This window comes from Neobacillus piezotolerans, from assembly GCF_003362805.1.
In the GTDB taxonomy this organism is placed as follows: Bacteria; Bacillota; Bacilli; order Bacillales; family Cytobacillaceae; genus Bacillus_D; species Bacillus_D piezotolerans.
Genome location: NZ_QNQT01000014.1, coordinates 26,249 through 45,461, shown reverse-complemented (window position 1 = coordinate 45,461; position 19,213 = coordinate 26,249). Strand labels below are relative to the sequence as shown.

The window sequence follows — 19,213 nt, the reverse complement described above, 5'->3', positions numbered from 1 at the left end:
TTATAATGATTGTTACTATTATCGAGAAAAAACACAGAGATGTAAAGGGATTGCGCGGGATTTTTCCTTTATGGCAATAATTTACCGGAAAACCCCGGCTTAAAGTGGCCCTCCACCAGAAGAGCGAATGGGTTTATCTTCCACACAAGTCAATAAAATCAAGAGAGCACCCGTTTGAGTGCTCCCTTTCCTAGTATTTCATCAAAGTCAAAATATCGTATCCTTTAAGCTTTTCGCGGCCATCCAGATAGCTCAATTCAATTAGGAATGCGATGCCGGCAACGACGCCGCCAAGTTCCTCGACCAGCTTGATCGTCGCTTCGATCGTACCTCCGGTGGCAAGAAGGTCGTCTGTAATCAGGACGCGCTGCCCTGGTTTGATGGCATCTTTGTGGATTGTCAGAACGTCCTTCCCATATTCAAGGCCGTAGCTCACCTTGATTGTCTCGCGCGGAAGCTTGCCTTCTTTCCTTACAGGCGCGAAACCGACTCCAAGCGAATAGGCTACCGGGCATCCGATGATAAATCCCCGGGCTTCCGGTCCGACAATAAGGTCGATTTCCTTTTCACGCGCATATTCAACGATCTGGTCTGTCGCATATTTATAAGCTTCCCCATTATCCATGAGGGTGGTGATGTCCTTAAAGTTTATGCCAGGTTTTGGCCAGTCTGGTACGATGGTGACAAATTGTTTTAAATCCATTCTTTTAGTGCCTCCTCATTTTCAACAGGCTCCTTCAGGATATCGGAGAACCAGCTCCTTAGCTGCTCATAGGATGAGTAGAGCAAATCCCTTTCAAGAGCGAAATGTGCATGCTTGGTTTGATACGCAACCGACTCGGTCAGATCGCGCTTTGATGTTGGTTTTAAAATGGAAATGAATCCATTGTTTATTGTAACAAACTCCAGCTCAAAAAACACCTCGGACATAAAATCGATCGTCTCTTTTGTCCAGCCCTTTTTCCTCGCAAGCTGGCTGCCGTAGCGAGAGATATCGAACGGTGAATTTTTCAGAAGGAAAGCGTAGTACCACTTGAAATGCTCCCTGCTTGGCATTGTACTGAAAAAATCACTCGTTTCCTGGTAAAATACCGCATAGATTCGCGCAGGCGATTTACCTTTCAAGAGCTCATTGATGATTTCCCTGGAAGGCGGCAAATCAACAAGGACGATGGAAGCCCCATCTATTCTGGCCGCACGCGCATCTTCAAAAGTCACTATGTGGACAATATCGTTACCTTCACACTGCTTTTCGGCCTCCATAAGATTCGCCTCGTTAAAAACTATGAACGTCTTCTTACCAGCAGGAAGTTTTCCTTTAAGAGCTGCAATCGTCCTTGCCCCTCTGAAATCAAACAGCTGCCAATTCCGGATGGCGAGATCCTGCAGCATAAGCTGGGGCTTTCGGATATTGTTCCATTCATTTATGGACAGCTCCCCCGCCACGGCAATTTTTGAAGAAGGGGAAATATGGTCCGCCAAAGGTCCGAGACCAAACCCGATGCCATCTAGCGTTGATTCCCCATTCGATAGCGTCAGTTTCAAATGGGTGCTGTCGCTGCCAATCCTCCGAAGCGAAGAAATCGCGGCATCTTCAATCGATATCCTTGGTTTCGGGTTATCTATCCCGAAAGGAGCGAGCATTAGAAGTTCTTCAAGAACGCCAAGATTCACTTCCGATATTGATATTTCGGCGTCCAGCTGGAGCACCGGAACAAAGTCTTCGTCGGTCATTTGACGCGCCGCCAGTTCGTTCAGCCTTATGCGTAAATCACCCACATCATCCAGCTCCAATGTCATCCCCGCGGCCATAGGATGTCCGCCGAAATGCGGGAGGATATCCCTGCATTCAGATAGGTTTTTGAACAGGTCAAAGCCTGGGATGCTCCTGGCAGAACCTTTCGCTAGGCCTTTTCCGTTGTCCAAACTGAGGACAATGACTGGCCTGTAATACTTCTCAACAAGCCTTGATGCGACAATTCCAATGACTCCGGCGTTCCAGCCTTCTTTGCCGACAACAAGGACTTTATTCGTATCAGGCGGGAATTGTTCTTCAACCTGTTTGATTGCTTCTTCAGTGATTTCCTGGACAATTGCCTGCCGTTCCCTGTTCAGGCTGTCCATTTCCTGAGCAAGCATAATCGCTTCCGTTTTGTCGTCTGTCAAAAGCAGTTTAACGGCCATGCTCGCATGCTCAAGCCTGCCGACAGCATTAATTCTCGGGGCAAGTGAAAAGCCGATTGTTTCTTCGTTAATTGTGGACGGTTCAACTCCGGCGCACTTGAAAATAGCCTTTATCCCAATATTTCGGGTCACTTTCAGTCTTTCAATCCCGGCTTTTGCAATCAGCCTGTTTTCTCCTTTGAGAGAAACAAGATCCGCGATCGTACCGATTGCCGCGATTTCTAGTATATGGTCCGGCGCCTCTCCGTACAGGGCATGGGCTAGCTTGAAAGCGACCCCGACTCCAGCAAGGTCCCTGAACGGGTAAACGCTGTCGGGCAGTTTTGGATGGATAATGGCAAGCGCATCTGGAAGGACCGGCCCCGGCTCGTGATGGTCAGTAATAATCAAATCGACGCCCAGTTCCCTCGCAACATCGGCTTCATGGACGCCGGATATGCCGGTATCCACAGTAATGATCAGTTTAAAACCATTTTCAGCCGCTTTCCTGAAGGCTGCCTCATTCGGGCCGTAGCCTTCCGTAAACCTGTCTGGTATGTAATAATCTGCGTTCGCGCCCAATTCTTTTAGCGCAGTCATTAAAACCGTAGTGCTGCTTACCCCATCGGCATCATAATCGCCATATATTAAAACCGGCTCCTGGCTATCAATCGCCCTTCTGATCCGGGAAACTGCCACATCCATTCCTTTTAGCAGGAACGGGTCATGGAATTTTTCCCCGTCAAATAAAAAAGGCCGCGCAGCTTCAACAGTATCCAGCCCCCGGTTAACAAGCATTGAGGAAACAAGGTGAGAAATATTTAATTCCGCCGCCAATTTAGTTGCAATGCTTTCGTTGGATTCGCGGACAATCCATCTAGTTTTTGAATTCAGCAAATCGTTCACCCCTCAACTTTTCTATTATACAGGACTGCCAAAATCTAAACAACCAGAAAAGGAGGCAGCCTCAACCATATTAGCGGGATGAAGGTTGATAAATGAACAAGTCTGGCTGCTGGTTCGCGAGTTTTTTAAGATTACAAATCATCGCCATTTGCTGTCACATATCCCGGTTGATTCTGACAACCAAACCGGATTTTCGTACGCCACCATCAATAAATCCGGATGAAAAAGCCGCAGGTTCCCCTGCGGCTTAACTGATATTATACTTGCGGCTGATCGGAATATTTTTTCTTTTCCTTGTATGTGATCAGGACGCCTTTTTTCTTTAGTTCTCTGTTTTTCCACTCTACCCAAATTTGGGCCGCAATGAAAATCGATGAATACGTACCGACAATCAAACCGACAAGCAAGGCGAGGGAGAAGCTCCGGATTGATTCGCTTCCGAAAATCAGAAGCGCCACAACGGATAGAGCGACCATGAGAACCGTGTTGACGGAACGGCCAAGCGTCTGCCTGATGCTCGTATTGACGACGTCGGTAATTTCCTGGGATGTTTTCAGGCGGCGCCGTTTCTGCATATTTTCGCGCATTCGGTCAAAGGTAACGATGGTATCGTTGATGGCATAACCAACAACCGTAAGGACCGCTGCGATAAACGTAATATCCACTTCCCAGCGGATGATGCTGAACAGCGGGAAGATAAAGAATGCTGCAAACAGTAGCCCGATAATCGCCGAAACACCCATCGGCAGTTCGAAACGGAAGGCAACAAACAGAATCAGACCCAAGCAAGCAATCAACAGGGCTTTCATGGCATTTTTCGCCAGCTCCTTGCCGACAGTCGGGGAAACGCTGTTTACAGTCGGGTCTTCGCCGAACACTTTATGCATTTCCGTTTTCAGCTTGGTAACCTCATCTTTTGTGAAGTCCTTCTTGAACCGTGCTACACCAATATTTTTCTTATCACCGGAAATAACAATATCATCGGTTTCAAAGCCGGCCTTTTTAAGCTCTGAAGCCACTTTTTCAGTTGTTAGCGGTTTGGCTGAAAGAATATCAACCCTTGTCCCGCTCGTAAAATCGATGCCAAGGTTAAGCCTAAAGATGAGAAGGATGATAATCCCGATAATTGTAAGGGCACTGGAGGCGATGAAAAAGACCCTCCTGTTTTTAACGAAATCGAAACGGTCGAATTTCGTTGGAAGCTCAAGTGTATCAACATTTTGGTCAAGGCTGTAAATTTCGCTCTTTTTCACGCCGAACCAGCCCGGTTTCTTATTCAGGAAGCCGCTGTTGACCCATAGGCCAAGCAGCCATCTTGACAAATACACGTTTGTGAAGAAGCTTCCAAGAATACCAATGATCAAGCCTGTCGCAAATCCTTTTACCGAGCTTGTCCCATAGAAGAACAGAACTGCAGCTGCAAGGAGAGTCGTCAGGTTAGCGTCGGTAATCGCCGAGAAGGAGTTTTCATTTCCGGCCTTGAATGCGGCCTTGATTGATTTTCCGACCTTGATTTCTTCCTTGATCCGTTCATAGGTGATGATGTTCGCGTCAACCGCCATCCCGACGCCCAGGATGAGGGCTGCGATACCAGGAAGCGTCAGGACGACATTCAGCCAATCAAAGACAAGAACAGTCAAATACATATAGACCGTTAGTGTAATGGTCGCGATGAATCCTGGGAAACGGTAGTACGCGATCATAAACAGGAAGATTGCCAAAATGCCGATAATACCTGCGAATACCGTTTTATCCATTGCCTGCTCACCGAATTTGGCGCCAACCGATGTCGAATAAATTTCGTCCAGTTTTACAGGAAGCGCGCCCGCGTTCAGAAGGCTAGCCAATGTGTTTGCTTCTTCAGGCGTGAACTGGCCGACGATAGAAACGGTATTTTGGTTAAAGATGTTCGAAACTGCAGGGGCCGAAATGAATTTCGGATCCTGCTTCCTCACTTCTTCCTTGAAGGAGTCCTTTCCTTCTTCAAAATCAAGCCAGATGACGAGATAGTTATCTGGCGCCTTATTGACAATTTCCTCTGTTACTTTCCGGAATTTGTCCGCGCTTTTTAGCTTCAGGGAAACGCTTGGCTTCCCGTTTTCATCAAATGTCTGCTTGGCGCCGCCCTCCGCAAGGTCGGAACCGTCCATCATTATTTTGTCATCTGCATCCCGGAATGTCAGGTTAGCTTCTGTCGACAGGATTTCACGGGCCTTTGCCTGGTCTGTAACACCTGCAAGCTGGACCCTGATCCTGTCTGTACCTTCGATTTGGATGTTCGGCTCGCTCACGCCAAGCGCGTTGACACGCCTGTCCAGAGCTTCCGCTGTATCAGCGAGAGCCTTTTTGTCAATCTTCTGCCCCTTCTTGGCAGGCTTGACCTGGTAAAGGATTTCGAATCCGCCCTGCAAATCGAGGCCGAGTTTTATATCTTTCAAGATGTTTAGTGATGTGGCGCCTATCAGACTTCCAACAAGGGCGATGATAAGGATAAATGCCACAATCCTGTTGCGCTTAACCATTCAGTAGTTCCTCCTTCAATTCCATGCACAGTGCCATTTGCTACTTTTAACCAATATTCTCATTATGAATTATCGGCAAAAGCCTGTCAATTTGCTAAAATTGGAAAACTCGCTAAAAATCAGCGTCTGTAGCTGCCTTGCCTCCAAAAAATGCAGAGGACTCCGCGATTTTGGCGGAGCCGCCATCACGGCTATTTCAGCAGCTCTTTCCACTCTTCTTCATTATCAAGGGAAAAGGGCGATTCTTTATACGTTTCCATCGTAGCGAAGCTGATGAAATCACTCATTTTTACGGTTAGGATATCCTGGACAATCTGGTGGAACAGCTTTTCCCCTTTGTCCTTTTTCCACTTTTTCTTGACGAGATACCTCCAAAGCTCCTCCGCGCTGATTGAATCGTTCCCAAGCAGCCGGAATTCATCCAGCTTGCTTTCAAGGACAGGAGCTAGTGTTCCCCGGTAATGATCATAAACATGCCCGTTTTCCATTTGGCCCTCCTGCGGCTGTTTGTCTTCTTTTTCATCCATCGGCGTGTCTTCTTGTCCATCTCGCTGCATATAGTTAATTGTATATGAAATCCACTATTTTGAGAAGGTGGGAAACGAATGTCGAAGTTTTTAAAAGGGACAGCAATCCTGCTCTTGGCAGGCTTTATAACGAGGGTGCTTGGCTTCATAAACAGGATCGCGATTGCCCGCTTCATCGGCGAGGAAGGAGTCGGGCTGTATATGATGGCCTATCCATCCCTTGTCCTGGTCATCACCATCACCCAGTTCGGCCTTCCCGTCGCAATCTCAAAAAATATTGCCGAAGCCGAAGCGCGGGGAGAATATGCGAAAATAAAAAAGATACTAGTAGTCTCCCTGGCAACCACCCTTACGCTATCGGCGATTTTCACTCCCGCCCTTATCTTGCTGGCGCCCTGGCTTGCCGAGACGCTGTTCACGGACAACAGGACATTCTACCCACTAATTGCTATTGCCCCCGTCGTGCCGGTCATTGCGGTTTCATCGGTTTTGCGCGGCTATTTTCAGGGGCGGCAAAACATGAAGCCTGCCGCTTATTCGCAAATTCTTGAGCAATTTTTTAGAATAGTGCTTATAGCGGTCATGACAAAGGCGTTTCTTCCGTATGGAATTGAATACGCCGCCGCGGGTGCGATGCTTTCTGCGGTGATTGGCGAGATAGTATCTTTATGCTATTTAATGGCGGCTTTCAAACTGAAGAAAAAATTCCGTCTTAGAACAGACTTTTTCAAATTTGTCCGTTCTGGGAGGCAGCCATTCAGGGAACTTATGAATGTTGCCGTCCCGACTACCGGCAGCAGGCTAATCGGGTCGATCTCCTGGTTTTTTGAACCCATCGTCGTCTCGCACAGCCTTGGGCTTGCCGGCATTGCTGCCGCGGTCGCGACAAAGCAGTATGGCGCGCTCACCGGCTTTGCCATGCCATTGCTCCTTCTGCCATCTTTTATCACGTATTCCCTCGCGACATCGCTTGTCCCGGCGATTAGCGAGGCCAACTCAAAGAATGACGGAAAATTGATTGAATACAGGCTCCAGCAGTCCCTCCGGTTCGCATTTCTGACCGGCGGCATCTCTGTGGCGATGCTCTATGTTTTGGCTGAGCCGCTTATGGTCCTTATGTACGGTTCAGAAAATGGCGCGCAGTTCATCAGGCTAATGGCGCCGTTCTTTTTATTCTACTATTATCAAGGTCCTCTTCAGGCCGCGCTGCAGGCGTTAAACCTTGCGAAAGCGGCGATGATCAATAGCCTGATAGGCGCTGTCGTCAAAACAGCTGTCATTTTTGTCCTGGCATCCCAGCCATCTTTTGGGATAAAAGGCGCCGCGCTGGGGATCATCACCGGCTTCGTACTCGTCACTCTGCTGCATTTCGCGACGGTTTTAAAAAAGATTTCATTCTCTTTTTACGTACTGGACTATTTGAAAGCTTTTCTCGCGATTGGCATTTCAGGATATGCAGGCTATTTCATTTATGTAAATCTCATAGGAGGCACATCGATATTGTACCGGGTATTACTTTCGTCAGCCAGTATGGCCGTGATTTACATAATCCTCGTCCTTTTCCTGAAACTGATCCGCCCGGCCGAACTGAAACGGATTCCGTACATCGGCCCGTTCCTTTCCAGACTGTCATTTTAGAGGGGAAAATAAAAAAGGCTGGCAGCCAGTTTTGTTTCCTGACGCCAGCCTTTTAGCTTTCATCCTTTTTGTCGATATAAAATTCTCCCTGGTCATAACTGCAGAATGAAATCTTCTTTATTTCGGATGCTCCCTGCTTCTTTAATTCTTGCCGGAGCCAAAAGCTTGTCTTGTTGATCCTGCGGAGGTTTTCTTCCTGGATAACCCCGTCGATAATAAGCGGCATTGTGATGTCCCCTTGGGAAGACTTCTTTTTTTTCTTTTGGGGCTCCTTTTTAAAAACGGAAAGCTTACCTGAAGACTCGAGAATAGCGAATTCAACATCGGAAATATTCCGGATGTTCTTTTCCCTCAGCTGGACAAGCAAGTCGTCGAAATTATAGCGTTGTTTTTTCATCGTCTTTTCATCAATGGTACCCCTATTAATGATGATCGATGGCCTTCCATCAAGCAAATCCCTGAATCTTTTGCTTTTTAGTGAAATAAAGGAAAAGAGGATTTGCAGGATAACAATTGCAAAAATCGGAATAAGGGAATGGATGAGATGGTCATCCGTATTTTCAATTGCCATTGAAGCGATTTCAGCTAACATGATGGTCACGACCAGATCAATGACGCTAAGCTCCCCTACTTCCCTTTTCCCCATTAATCGGAATGTAACAATGATAAGGAGATATAAAAGGACAGTCCGGAACAGAATCTCCCAATGATGAGCCATATAGACGCCTCCTGGTTCTCGATACCCTTATTCTTTTCACAAAAGCCAAAAAAAGTACGGTATTTTTTTCCACTACCGACAAATTCGAATTCTAATTTTTTTCTTTGTGAATATGCTTGTACTAGGCAAAGACTTGGCCCATGGCGGCTGGGGCGAAAGGGGAGGATGAAAATCGAGAACAGGGGCGTTGGGAGAGGAATCGTATTTGGACTGATCTTCATTTTTGTGTTCGCGTTGATCAGTTCGCTTATTTTTTCGTTAATTTTAAGATTTACTTCTGTTCGTGAGTTGTCGCTCGAGTATATCATTACAGCTATGTCGTTTATTGGCCTGTTTGGCGGGGGATTCCTCGCGGGCGGTAAAGTTGGCGAAAGGGGATGGCTCCTGGGCGGCATGACCGGCCTGATTTATTCGCTGATTGTATTTTTGTTTCAGTACTTGGGGTATGACAGACTATTTGACGGGCAACAAATCGTTTATCATATTTGTTATATCCTCATCGCGATGATGGGCGGAATCCTCGGGGTGAACATTTCTTCGCCGAAAAGGACGGCTTCCTGATTTAAGAGGCTATGAATAACGGTTTCTAAAAGACACAAAAGGCATTCCTTGTTACGAAGGAATGCCTTTTTGTATGTGTTTGTCCAGCTCCTGCGCCCAGCACCTAGTGTGCTTCGGTCCCCTCGCTACGATAAGTCAACATCGGGGCCCTCGAGTCCATACGGCGCTAAACGGGAGCTTCCGCTTTTCTATTAGCTGTTTGCTGTTTCAGAAGCGTGAACATCACGGATTGCCGAACGATCATATGTAAGTCTGCTTCCATCTCCACAGCGAATGACGACCTTGTCCTCATCCAATGAATCAACAAACCCGTGCAGGCCCCCGATTGTTACAACGCGGTCACCTTTTTTGAGTTCGCTTTGCATTTGCTGGACTGCCTTTTGGCGCTTTTGCTGCGGACGAATCAAGAGAAAGTAAAATAGGACAAACATTAATATTAACGGTCCTACTGTACCAAGTAATCCTCCTCCTGCCATGTGTGTTTCCCTCCTTTCGATGACATCTATTTAGAAATTTTTCGCATCCGGCTTATTGAAGCCATAACGCTCAAAATATTCTTCCCTGAAGTCCCCCAGACGGTCTTCCCTGATTGCCTGTCTGACTTGCTCCATCAATTCTATCAGAAAATGTAGATTATGATAAGATGTAAGCCGAATTCCGAATGTTTCGTCACATCTAATCAAATGGCGAATGTAGGCCCTGCTGTAATTCCGGCATGTATAGCAGCTGCAGTTCTCATCAATAGGCCCAAAATCACGGGCATATTTCGCATTCTTGACGACGAGCCTTCCATTGCTTGTCATAAGCGTTCCGTTCCTGGCGATCCGTGTCGGAAGTACGCAGTCAAACATATCCACGCCCCGGATTGCCCCGTCAATCAGGGAATCAGGCGAACCTACCCCCATCAGATACCTTGGTTTATTGGACGGGAGAAGCGGGGTTGTAAATTCCAGGACACGATTCATGACATCCTTCGGTTCCCCGACCGATAGTCCGCCAATCGCGTACCCAGGGAAATCAAGGCTTACCAGGTCGCTGGCGCTTTGTTTACGCAGATCTTCGAATTCGCCGCCCTGGACGATTCCGAACAACCCCTGGTCTTCTGGCCGCTGATGCGCATTCAAGCAGCGCTCGGCCCATCGTGACGTTCGCTCCACCGACTTTTTCATATATTCATGGGTTGCAGGGAACGGCGGGCATTCATCAAAGGCCATCATGATATCCGACCCAAGGGCGTTCTGGATTTCCATCGCCTTTTCCGGAGACAAGAACAGTTTATCCCCATTCAGATGATTCCTGAAATGGACTCCCTCCTCCTCGATCTTCCGGAATTCGCTTAATGAGAACACCTGGAATCCTCCGGAGTCAGTCAGGATCGCCCTGTCCCAGTTCATGAAATTATGGAGGCCTCCCGCTTCACGGACAATCTCATGGCCCGGCCGGAGCCATAGATGGTACGTATTGCTAAGGATGATTTTCGCTCCCATTTCCTTCAATTCCTCGGGAGACATCGTTTTCACCGTCGCCAATGTACCAACCGGCATAAAGACAGGGGTCTCGAAGCTGCCGTGCGGAGTATGGACCCTACCTAGCCTCGCACCGGTCTGTTTGCATGTTTTTATTAATTCATATGTAATTGCAGCCAAAGCAAAATCTCCTTCCTTGGGGAAATCCCTACGCAGTCTTTTGGCACATGACATGCCGGATGGACTGGAAAACGGCAAACCCCTGGGCAAAAATGTTTATAAAATCAGCATGGCGTCGCCAAAACTGAAGAACCGGTAACGCTCCCTGACAGCCGTCTCATAGGCATGGAGGACATTTTCCCTTCCGGCAAGTGCGCTGACAAGCATAATAAGTGTCGATTTCGGCAAATGGAAGTTTGTGATCATTCCATCAATTGCCTTGAACTCGTAGCCCGGGTAGATAAAAATGCTCGTCCAGCCGCTCGATGCCGCAAACTGCCCATTGTGTTCGGATGCCACCGTTTCAAGAGTCCGTGTGGAGGTGGTTCCGACCGTTATAATCCTGCCGCCATTTCGCCTCGTTTCATTCAGGAGCTTTGCTGTGCCTTCGGATACGATGTAAAACTCCGAATGCATGTCGTGTTCCTGGACATCGTCCACACTGACAGGCCTGAATGTCCCAAGACCAACGTGAAGTGTGATAAATGCGATATTCACGCCAATTTCCCTGATTTCATCAAGGAGTTCCTCGGTGAAATGGAGCCCTGCCGTCGGCGCCGCCGCTGAACCGCGCTCCTTCGCGAAAACGGTCTGGTAGCGGTCCCTATCCTCAAGCTGTTCTTTGATATATGGAGGAAGCGGCATTTCACCTAGCTGTTCGAGCAGCTCATAAAATATCCCGTTATACTTGAATTCAAGTAACCTGCCGCCATGTTCCGCCTCCCCGGTGCATACCGCGGTCAGCAGACCATCCCCAAAGTCGATTTCGGTTCCGACCTTGATTCTTTTTGCAGGCTTGGCCAGCGTTTCCCATTTATCACCGTCCAGCTGTTTCAAAAGAAGGATTTCAATCTTGGCACCGGTATCTTTTTTCGCGCCGTACAGCCTCGCCGGCAGCACTTTTGTATCGTTAAGGACTAGGCAGTCCCCTTTTTGAAAATAGCCTTTAATGTTTTTGAAGATTTCATGTTTTATGGCGCCTGTTACTTTATCAAGCACCATAAGCCTGCTGTCGGACCTGCTTTCAAGAGGCGTTTGCGCGATAAGCTCCTCGGGCAGGTGAAAATCAAATATATCAACTTTCATTCGTTACACCCTAACGTCTTAAAATGAAGGGCAGGTCTGTTTACCTGAACCTGCCCGCAATATAGAAAATGAGCGATAGAACAATGCTCAGCACAATGGACGTGACAACCGGGAAATAAAAGGTAGTATTCCCTTTTTTAATCAAAATATCACCCGGCAGACGGCCAAGCTTCAAAATCGGCATCAAAAGGCCAATCATAAAAATAACCGCACCGATCACCATCAGCATTTTTGATAATCCGGTCATTTTTTTGGCACCTCCATATGGAAATGGCGATAAACCAAATCAGTGACGACCCTGCCTCTTGGCGTCCTCTGTAAAAACCCGATTTGCAGAAGGTAAGGTTCATAAACATCTTCAATCGTATCGGACTCCTCACCAATCGTCGCGGCAATCGTATCGAGCCCGACCGGACCGCCCCGGAATTTTTCAATGATTCCGGTTAAAAGCTTATGATCGATGTGGTCAAGGCCAAGCCTGTCCACCTGGAGCAGCTCGAGCGCCTCAACAGCCATAGGAAGGTCAATGTCCCCGTTTCCCCTTACCTGGGCAAAATCACGTACACGGCGGAGCAGCCTGTTGGCAATCCTGGGCGTCCCGCGGGACCTCCTGGCAATTTCGGTTGCTGCCTGACCCGAGATATCGGTATTCAGGATTTCAGCAGTCCGTTCCACTATTTCTTTCAGCTGTTCTTCCCTATAATACTCGAGCCGAGCCAAAACTCCAAATCGGTCCCTCAGTGGAGCGGAAATCGAGCCCGCCTTCGTGGTGGCGCCTACAAGCGTGAATGGAGGCAGGTCAAGGCGGATCGACCGCGCTTCAGGGCCTTTTCCAATGACGATGTCCAGGCAAAAGTCTTCCATTGCCGGATAAAGGACTTCTTCAATCGCCCTTGGCAGCCTGTGAATCTCATCAATGAACAGGACGTCGCCGGGTTCAAGCGCCGTCAGGATGGCTGCGAGGTCGCCAGGGCGCTCAATTGCCGGGCCTGAGGTTGTTCTAAGCTTTACCCCCATTTCATTGGCAATAATCGCAGCCAGGGTTGTCTTACCAAGCCCCGGAGGCCCGTACAGGAGGACATGGTCAAGCGTTTCCCCCCGCATCCGCGCCGCGCGAATGAATACTTCCAGATTGGCCTTGACCTTATCCTGCCCGATATACTGTGACAATGTTTGGGGCCTCAGGCTTGTTTCAAATACGGCGTCCTGCTGATCGGCTTCACTTGAAACAACTCTTTCATCCATCTCGATCACCCTACTTTAAAAGCCTTTGCAGCGCTTTTTTAATGTATTGGTCCGTTGAAAGATTCTCTTTCTTTAATTCAGGCGAAATTTTATTAATTTCCCGGTCTGAGTAGCCAAGCGCCTTAAGCGCGAGAACCGCTTCCTCGAACTCCCATGAGCCGGTGCCTGGAACAGGCTGCCCTGCTTCGGGGTTGAACAGGTCCGGGAACAGGTTTGGAGTAATATGTTGAAGTTTTCCTTTTAGATCAAGAATCATTTGGCGTGCTGTCTTTTTCCCCACTCCCGGAAATTTGACGAGGAAGGCTTCATCCTCATTCTCGATCGCCTGGACAACCTGCACAGGTTCCCCGAACGCCAGGATGGCAAGCGCGCCTTTGGGCCCGATGCCCGAAACGCTTAAAAGTTTGGTGAAAAGGGTTTTTTCCTCCCGTGATGAAAACCCAAATAAGCCCATTACATCCTGGCGCACATAATGATAAACGTAAACAGTGACCACAGTTCCAGTCTTCCCCGCGTAAGCAAATGGGTTCGGAGTGGCAATTTGCCAGCCAATACCCGAATTTTCAATGACTATGTATTCAGGAAATACGTAGTCCACCTTCCCACTGATAAAATCAAACACTGCTCTCTCTCCTCTTTCTTGCTGTACTCCATTCTACCATACTATTTTAAGGAACCTGAACAAAATGGTTGCTTCACAATCATTATTTCCCTATAATAAGAAAGGTTTTAATTTTCAGATTGGGGGTTATTAGCAAATGAAAAAATTATTAGCTTTGCTGACTGTTTTCACTCTGGCTTTCGCGGTTGTCGGCTGTTCCGACAAGGATAGCTCGAAAGGTGCAGAGGATAAAAATAAAGAAGAAAACAAGTCCGAGCTTACTGACCAGGCTAAAACAAAAATGTACAATGCAGTCCGTATGGCAGAAAACAAGGTTGATACTGTTTATGCGCATGACGCGGCTGAAGACGGAACTCCACTTCTAAACGCTACTTTTGCTGACGAAGCGGCTGCCGAAACATTCTTGACAAAGTACTACAGTGAAGATGTCGCGAAACAAATTTCAGAGCACTATTCCACAGGGGAAAAGACTCCTGAAGGTCAAATCATCGTAAAAGCCGACCCATTCTTTACGAATCCTATTGCGGGCACAACGCAGAAGGATGTTACAATTGAAGGCGACGCTGACAAAGGTACGATTAAAACAGATAAGGGCGCAACATACTCCGTTGAATTGAAAGATGGCCAGTATGTTGTCACAAGCGTTGAGCAATAATTTTTTACAAAAACAGAAGGACCGGGCCGAATTTCAGCCTGGTCCTTTTTTATCTATTAGCCGCTTTTTTTACTCCACCAATTGTCCATCCCCAGTTATTCATGCCTGGTTTCACTCGTGGAATAGGGCTTGAAGCTCTCGAGAACTTCCACATATCTATCCTTGGTCTTTATCGGGATTCCCTTTCGAAGTTCCGCTTGTTTTCTGCTTTCAAGCTTCCCGACATCAATTTGGAAAAAGGACTGGATGATTTGCGAATAGGGCGGCTTGCCATTGAAGATGGCCAATACCCCTTCCCCGTTCAGCCCGAAATAGCCGTTCGCCTTCAGCAAAGGGGAAATATCCTCAACCTGCCTCCTCAGCACAACGGAATCGCTGCCGATATCAATTGCTGTCCAGCCTTCATACTTTGTCCAGAATTCCTCCCAGGATGAGGCCGTTTCAATAAGCTGCTCCTGGCTGATTTCCATGTCGACATACACTTTTTCTAGGGTAACCTTTAAGCGAAGAGGTTCCTGCCGGCCGACTGCGTGCTTATTGGGCATTCCATCCGCCGCAAATGTTATACTTTCCGGGCAAATGAGCCCTCCAAACAGAACGATGAAGAATACAGCCGCCGCTAATGCTGATTTTCGCTTCATTTCGCCCACCTCTTCCTGGTCTTAAACCTTTGTGTGGTAATTCTTTTTTAGCATTTCCCGGTTTCGGCTGATTATCCTTTCAAAAAGTAATATCATCAATCTTTGATTCTGCCTCCGCAAGACCCTTTGGCGAACAGGCTTCTAAAAAAGGGAAAGAAGCAGAAAAACGATTCCAAAAGACTCTATTAGCGTTTCAGCCTGTCCTCTTTTTTCACATGGTTCATATTTTAAAACGGGGCAAAGCCTCGAGCCTTGCCGCGTAAATTTGATTTATGGTTATTTTACCATTGCTTGAATGGACTTTATAAATTTCCTCCTGGCGGAATACCGGTGCATCGTCATCTCCTTTACCGGTTCCGCTTTCATCCCATCCAGTAAACTTCCCCCTTTCAGGATCCTGTTCCATTCCCGTAAAATATCCGTCGGATAAACAAGGGCATGCAAAAAGGCTACCTCATTCAAAAAATCTTTGATTCCATCGCATTCTGAAAGCGCACCGAACGACCATCCCATGAAAGGGAGGATCCTGTTGGCATACTGAAGATAATCGAGGACGGGAGGGCCAATAGAAATAAGGTCAAAATCAATAAGATTCACCCTGCCATTCCGTGACCTCAAAAAATTATGGTGGGCGACATCACCGTGGAGGATTGCCTGCGTCCCCTTGGAAAAAATTGCTTCCCGCCTTTTCATCCCGTTAAGTCCCCAGTCCGCCCAGCCAAGTATTTCATCATAGATTTCCGCGCCGAGAATAGATGAAATAACATGCGAGTTGGCGGAAAACCGGGCGAACCGTTCTTCCCATTTTCCGATTTGATTCGCAAAAGGAATTGAGAGGTTGTAGGCACCGGCTATCTTTTCAGTAACATGATGAAATTTCTTGAGGACTTTTAAGCCCTCCGCGCGGTCAGACTCCGTTTGAAATGTAAATTGTTTAAAATGAGGAGGAATGTACTCGATAAAACCAAAATACAATCCATTTGCATAAAAAGGCTCTTTCCTGCAGGGACGCAAATACGAATACGTGTCCCGGAAGCCATGGGTTTTTAGAAGCTCTGTAAAATTCTCCTGGAGGATTAAGCGATTGAAAGAGGAGTAGCCTTTTATAATAAACTCTCCCGCCGAGGTCCGTACATAATAGACGGTGGGCCGAAGTTGAATGATTTCGCGGACATTTCCAGGAAAATACTTTTTTAAATAAGAGAGGAGACGATTTGTTAACTCATCGTCTCCCTGCGGCCCTCTCCCCCTAATCCTGGCTTTCATCGGCGAATCCGAATTGGCCGGGCCTGGATGGGCCTATTCCATATGGGTGCATGAACGGCCGCTGTGCAAATGGAAGCGGCGGTGCGAAAATCCTTGGAATGGACGGATCCATTTCCCTTTCAGGCACTTCCCGCATGTCCAGTTCCCTTTGCTGCGGTTGGCCGGTTTGCGTACCAGCCTGGCCTGGCAGTTGTGTTCCCATCTGTTGTTCGCCATATGGCATCTGGCCCCCTAGGGTCGGAAGCTGCTGGCCTCCAAAGGGTTGCATGCCTTGACCAAATTGCCCCATCATCGGCATTTGCTGGCCGCTTCCGGGGTAAGGCTGGCCAAACATGGGCTGGCCGCCCATTGGCATTTGCTGGCCGTATGGCATTTGGCCTCCCATTGGCATCTGCTGGCCGTATGGCATTTGGCCTCCCATTGGCATCTGCTGGCCGTATGGCATTTGGCCTCCCATTGGCATCTGCTGGCCGTATGGCATTTGGCCTTCCATCGGAACCTGACCGCCGTACATTGGCTGCCCGCCGTACATTGGGAATTGCTGACCGTATGGCATTTGCCCCCCCATTGGAATCTGCCCACCGTACATTGGGAACTGCTGGCCGTATGGCATCCGTCCTCCCATTGGAACCTGCTCGCCGTATATCGGCTGGCCCTCGGTCATCGGGAACTGCTGGCCGACTGGCATTTGTCCGCCCATCGGAACCTGCTCGCCGTACATCGGCTGGACTCCCCCTACTGGGAATTGTTGGCCCGCGGAAGGAACTGTTGGCCCGTATGGCATCTGTGCACCGTAAGGCGACTGCTGGTATGGATTTACGCCATAGCCAATAGGAGATTCATCTTCTATATATCCTGCCCCCGGCACATGCTGTGCATAAGGAAGCTGCTGGCCCATAAAGCCAGGTATTTGCTGTCCGTAAGCAGTCTGCGGCATTTCAGCGGGATTTGGCTGCATATACAACTGCTGGCCTGCTGGCGGCGGATCGGCATACATTGGCTGGCCCGGATAAGGCGATTGCATGAACCCGTCTGGATTGCCATGGCTATATGGCTGTCCTCCAAATCCTGCGAACTGCCCATACGGCTGCTGCCCGTGGGCCATCTGGTTAAGCAACGGCATGGAAGATGAGGATGAAGATTCCGACTCATACTGGTGCGTATACATTGTACCTGCCACCATCGGCGGTTCATTTCCCATCATGAACGGCTGCCCCTCATACATGGAGCCCTGGACCACTGGCTGAGGATAGCAAGGGTCAACCTGCATTACCCCTTGCACCTGTGGACCGGGATAACACGGATCATACATTGCGCCCTGAACTACAGGATAAGGCGGGCAAACAGCCTCTGGTAAAATGGCTTCAGGCATTGGCGGACATGGCACAGGGCATGGATAACAAACGCCAGGCATCACCGGTGTTACCGGAAAACAATATTCCTCGTACATTAGTGGCTGTTCCTGGTAAACAGGCATGGCCGGCGCTGGTACGGGCAATGGAGTCTTGATCGGTATTTCAACCTTTGGCTGTACAGGCGGTGGTGCTGGAACTTCTTTTATCGGAAGGACCGGTTGCTCCTTTACCGCTTTGATTGGAACTTCCTTTTTTGGAGGAAGCGGGATTTCCTTTTTTGGCTGAATCGGAACTTCCTTTTTAATCGGAACCTCTTTGATTNTCCTTTTTAATCGGAACTTCTTTAATCGGCATTTCCTTTTTAATCGGAACTTCTTTAATCGGCATTTCCTTTTTAATCGGAACCGCTTTAATTGGTGCTTCCTTTTTAATTGGAACCTCTTTTTTCGGGGCAGCAATGTTTATTAGATAGTTTTCTATATCTACTTCCTGGATGGTCTGCTGGGGCATTTTCGGGGTGTAGGGGACAACGGGTGCTTCCTTTGCGATTGGCTGTACCGGCACCGGAACATCGGGCGATTCTTCCGGCTGCGGCGCTTTCAGATTGGCGAACGGGTGCTCAGCGACTGGCACTTCCTTTTTTACGCCGAGATGAATGGCGGCGCCCCCAGGGGATGATTCCTTCTTTACCGTGCCTCCCCCTGACGGAACTTTTATTTTCATACCGGGCATAATCATATCAGGATTGCTGAGCTGTGAATTTAGTTTCTTCAGCTCTTCAAAATTCACGCCGTACTTCTTGGCGATCTTCCAAAGAGTATCCCCTTTCTGTACGATATGGATTTTCACTCTGATTTCCCTCCTATGGCATAAGTCCATATAGTGTATGTGCGTGTGGGCAAATTGCTAACAATCTACATAAAAAGTTATGCCATGGGCTCATCGTTTATGACGGGATGCCCTGTGCTGTCGCTGTCCGGCCCGTAAATGTGATAATATAATGGAAGCGAAATAAACAGTTACTGGAGTGGTACATATGGGAGAGGAAAAGAAACTCCTCGGGGAGGAGCGGAGGCAAATGCTGCTTTCCCTTTTGAAAAATAGCAACGCGCCAATCACAGGAAGCGAGCTGGCGTCAGCCGCCAAGGTCAGCAGGCAGATTATCGTTGGCGACATCACCCTTTTGAAGGCAAAAAATGAACCAATTATCGCGACAAGCCAGGGTTACCTGTATTTAAGGCACTCAGCGCACTCTCCGGTCTTCGAAAAAACGGTTGCATGCTTTCATCCCCCCGGCAAGACGGAGGAAGAATTGCTGTTGGTCGTGGATGAAGGCGTTACCGTCAAAGATGTAAAAATCGAGCATCCGGTTTACGGGGACTTGACCGCATCGATCATGGTCTCGAACCGCCAGGAGGTAAAGCAGTTTATAGAAAAAATCCGGAAAACGAAAGCGGCTTTTTTGTCTGAATTGACTGGCGGGTATCATCTTCACACCTTGTCGGCCCCGTCTGAGCAGGCGCTTAAAAAGGCGGAGGCCGCCCTCCAAAAAGCCGGTTACCTGTTTGAAATAAGCTGATGTCGTATTAATCCCCATGCGTGTGCATGGGGATTTTTGTTTTG

At 48.2% G+C, this 19,213-nt stretch carries 19 protein-coding genes and 1 pseudogene; 5 read left to right on the top strand and 15 right to left on the bottom strand.

Going from position 1 to position 19,213, the window contains the following annotated elements:
* Positions 1-190 precede the first annotated feature (190 nt).
* Together DRW41_RS20090 and recJ are read right to left on the bottom strand one after the other, a co-directional pair.
* The gene (locus DRW41_RS20090) at positions 191-703 is read right to left on the bottom strand and encodes an adenine phosphoribosyltransferase (protein ID WP_115453822.1); all 513 of its coding nucleotides are present in this window, start codon (positions 701-703) and stop codon (positions 191-193) included.
* Positions 694-3,060, bottom strand: a complete 2,367-nt coding sequence (gene recJ, locus DRW41_RS20085) for a single-stranded-DNA-specific exonuclease RecJ (protein WP_115453821.1) — start codon at positions 3,058-3,060, stop codon at positions 694-696. The genes DRW41_RS20090 and recJ overlap by 10 nt, the downstream gene beginning before the upstream one ends.
* A gap of 94 nt (positions 3,061-3,154) precedes the next feature.
* Between recJ and DRW41_RS23155 the strand changes: the two genes are divergently transcribed.
* A complete protein-coding gene (locus tag DRW41_RS23155; RefSeq protein ID WP_181884653.1) occupies positions 3,155-3,292 on the top strand; it encodes a hypothetical protein in 138 nt (45 codons plus the stop codon).
* A gap of 34 nt (positions 3,293-3,326) precedes the next feature.
* On the opposite strand, the gene secDF is transcribed toward DRW41_RS23155, so the two are convergent.
* On the bottom strand, positions 3,327-5,591 hold the full coding sequence (gene secDF / locus DRW41_RS20080; RefSeq protein ID WP_115453820.1) for a protein translocase subunit SecDF: 2,265 nt from the start codon (positions 5,589-5,591) through the stop codon (positions 3,327-3,329).
* 191 nt (positions 5,592-5,782) lie between these two features.
* Positions 5,783-6,148: a post-transcriptional regulator gene (locus tag DRW41_RS20075; RefSeq protein ID WP_342772007.1), complete on the bottom strand. Its 366-nt coding sequence runs from the start codon at positions 6,146-6,148 to the stop codon at positions 5,783-5,785.
* A gap of 48 nt (positions 6,149-6,196) precedes the next feature.
* On the opposite strand from DRW41_RS20075, the gene spoVB reads away from it, so the two are divergent.
* Complete coding sequence (spoVB, locus tag DRW41_RS20070; RefSeq protein WP_115453819.1) at positions 6,197-7,756, top strand: stage V sporulation protein B; 1,560 nt, start codon at positions 6,197-6,199, stop codon at positions 7,754-7,756.
* A 52-nt stretch (positions 7,757-7,808) separates the two neighbouring features.
* Here spoVB and DRW41_RS20065 read toward each other — a convergent pair whose 3' ends face one another.
* Entirely contained in the window at positions 7,809-8,474 is a 666-nt protein-coding gene (locus DRW41_RS20065) for a DUF421 domain-containing protein (RefSeq protein ID WP_115453818.1), read from the bottom strand.
* Positions 8,475-8,639: 165 nt separating this feature from the next.
* Between DRW41_RS20065 and DRW41_RS20060 the strand changes: the two genes are divergently transcribed.
* Positions 8,640-9,035 carry a TIGR04086 family membrane protein gene (locus tag DRW41_RS20060; RefSeq protein ID WP_115453817.1) on the top strand — a complete coding sequence of 132 codons (396 nt, stop codon included), beginning with the start codon at positions 8,640-8,642 and terminating at the stop codon, positions 9,033-9,035.
* Positions 9,036-9,226: 191 nt separating this feature from the next.
* On the opposite strand, the gene yajC is transcribed toward DRW41_RS20060, so the two are convergent.
* The 6 genes from yajC to ruvA form a co-directional block, all read right to left on the bottom strand.
* A complete protein-coding gene (yajC, locus tag DRW41_RS20055) occupies positions 9,227-9,511 on the bottom strand; it encodes a preprotein translocase subunit YajC (protein ID WP_115453816.1) in 285 nt (94 codons plus the stop codon).
* Positions 9,512-9,541: 30 nt separating this feature from the next.
* Entirely contained in the window at positions 9,542-10,681 is a 1,140-nt protein-coding gene (tgt, locus tag DRW41_RS20050; RefSeq protein WP_115453815.1) for a tRNA guanosine(34) transglycosylase Tgt, read from the bottom strand.
* A gap of 96 nt (positions 10,682-10,777) precedes the next feature.
* Entirely contained in the window at positions 10,778-11,806 is a 1,029-nt protein-coding gene (gene queA, locus DRW41_RS20045; protein WP_115453814.1) for a tRNA preQ1(34) S-adenosylmethionine ribosyltransferase-isomerase QueA, read from the bottom strand.
* A gap of 40 nt (positions 11,807-11,846) precedes the next feature.
* The gene (locus DRW41_RS20040; RefSeq protein WP_115453813.1) at positions 11,847-12,053 is read right to left on the bottom strand and encodes a DUF2905 domain-containing protein; all 207 of its coding nucleotides are present in this window, start codon (positions 12,051-12,053) and stop codon (positions 11,847-11,849) included.
* On the bottom strand, positions 12,050-13,051 hold the full coding sequence (gene ruvB, locus DRW41_RS20035) for a Holliday junction branch migration DNA helicase RuvB (protein WP_115453812.1): 1,002 nt from the start codon (positions 13,049-13,051) through the stop codon (positions 12,050-12,052). Before ruvB ends, DRW41_RS20040 begins: the two co-directional genes overlap by 4 nt.
* A 10-nt stretch (positions 13,052-13,061) precedes the next feature.
* Positions 13,062-13,673 carry a Holliday junction branch migration protein RuvA gene (gene ruvA / locus DRW41_RS20030; protein ID WP_115453811.1) on the bottom strand — a complete coding sequence of 204 codons (612 nt, stop codon included), beginning with the start codon at positions 13,671-13,673 and terminating at the stop codon, positions 13,062-13,064.
* Positions 13,674-13,809: 136 nt separating this feature from the next.
* Here ruvA and DRW41_RS20025 point away from each other — a divergent pair, with 136 nt between their 5' ends.
* Entirely contained in the window at positions 13,810-14,328 is a 519-nt protein-coding gene (locus tag DRW41_RS20025) for an endonuclease (RefSeq protein ID WP_115453810.1), read from the top strand.
* 95 nt (positions 14,329-14,423) lie between these two features.
* Here the strand turns inward: DRW41_RS20025 and DRW41_RS20020 are convergent, their stop codons facing one another.
* From DRW41_RS20020 to safA, 4 genes and pseudogenes are all read right to left on the bottom strand, one after another.
* A complete protein-coding gene (locus tag DRW41_RS20020) occupies positions 14,424-14,969 on the bottom strand; it encodes a BofC C-terminal domain-containing protein (RefSeq protein ID WP_115453809.1) in 546 nt (181 codons plus the stop codon).
* A 276-nt stretch (positions 14,970-15,245) separates the two neighbouring features.
* Positions 15,246-16,235: a phosphotransferase gene (locus tag DRW41_RS20015; protein ID WP_115453808.1), complete on the bottom strand. Its 990-nt coding sequence runs from the start codon at positions 16,233-16,235 to the stop codon at positions 15,246-15,248.
* On the bottom strand, positions 16,219-17,547 hold the full coding sequence (locus tag DRW41_RS20010; protein WP_181884652.1) for a polyadenylate binding domain-containing protein: 1,329 nt from the start codon (positions 17,545-17,547) through the stop codon (positions 16,219-16,221). Before DRW41_RS20010 ends, DRW41_RS20015 begins: the two co-directional genes overlap by 17 nt.
* Before the next feature lie 741 nt (positions 17,548-18,288).
* Positions 18,289-18,439: pseudogene (gene safA, locus DRW41_RS22720) on the bottom strand (SafA/ExsA family spore coat assembly protein); the annotation flags it as partial.
* 187 nt (positions 18,440-18,626) lie between these two features.
* Between safA and DRW41_RS20000 the strand changes: the two are divergent.
* A complete protein-coding gene (locus DRW41_RS20000; protein ID WP_115453806.1) occupies positions 18,627-19,169 on the top strand; it encodes a transcription repressor NadR in 543 nt (180 codons plus the stop codon).
* Positions 19,170-19,213 lie beyond the last annotated feature (44 nt).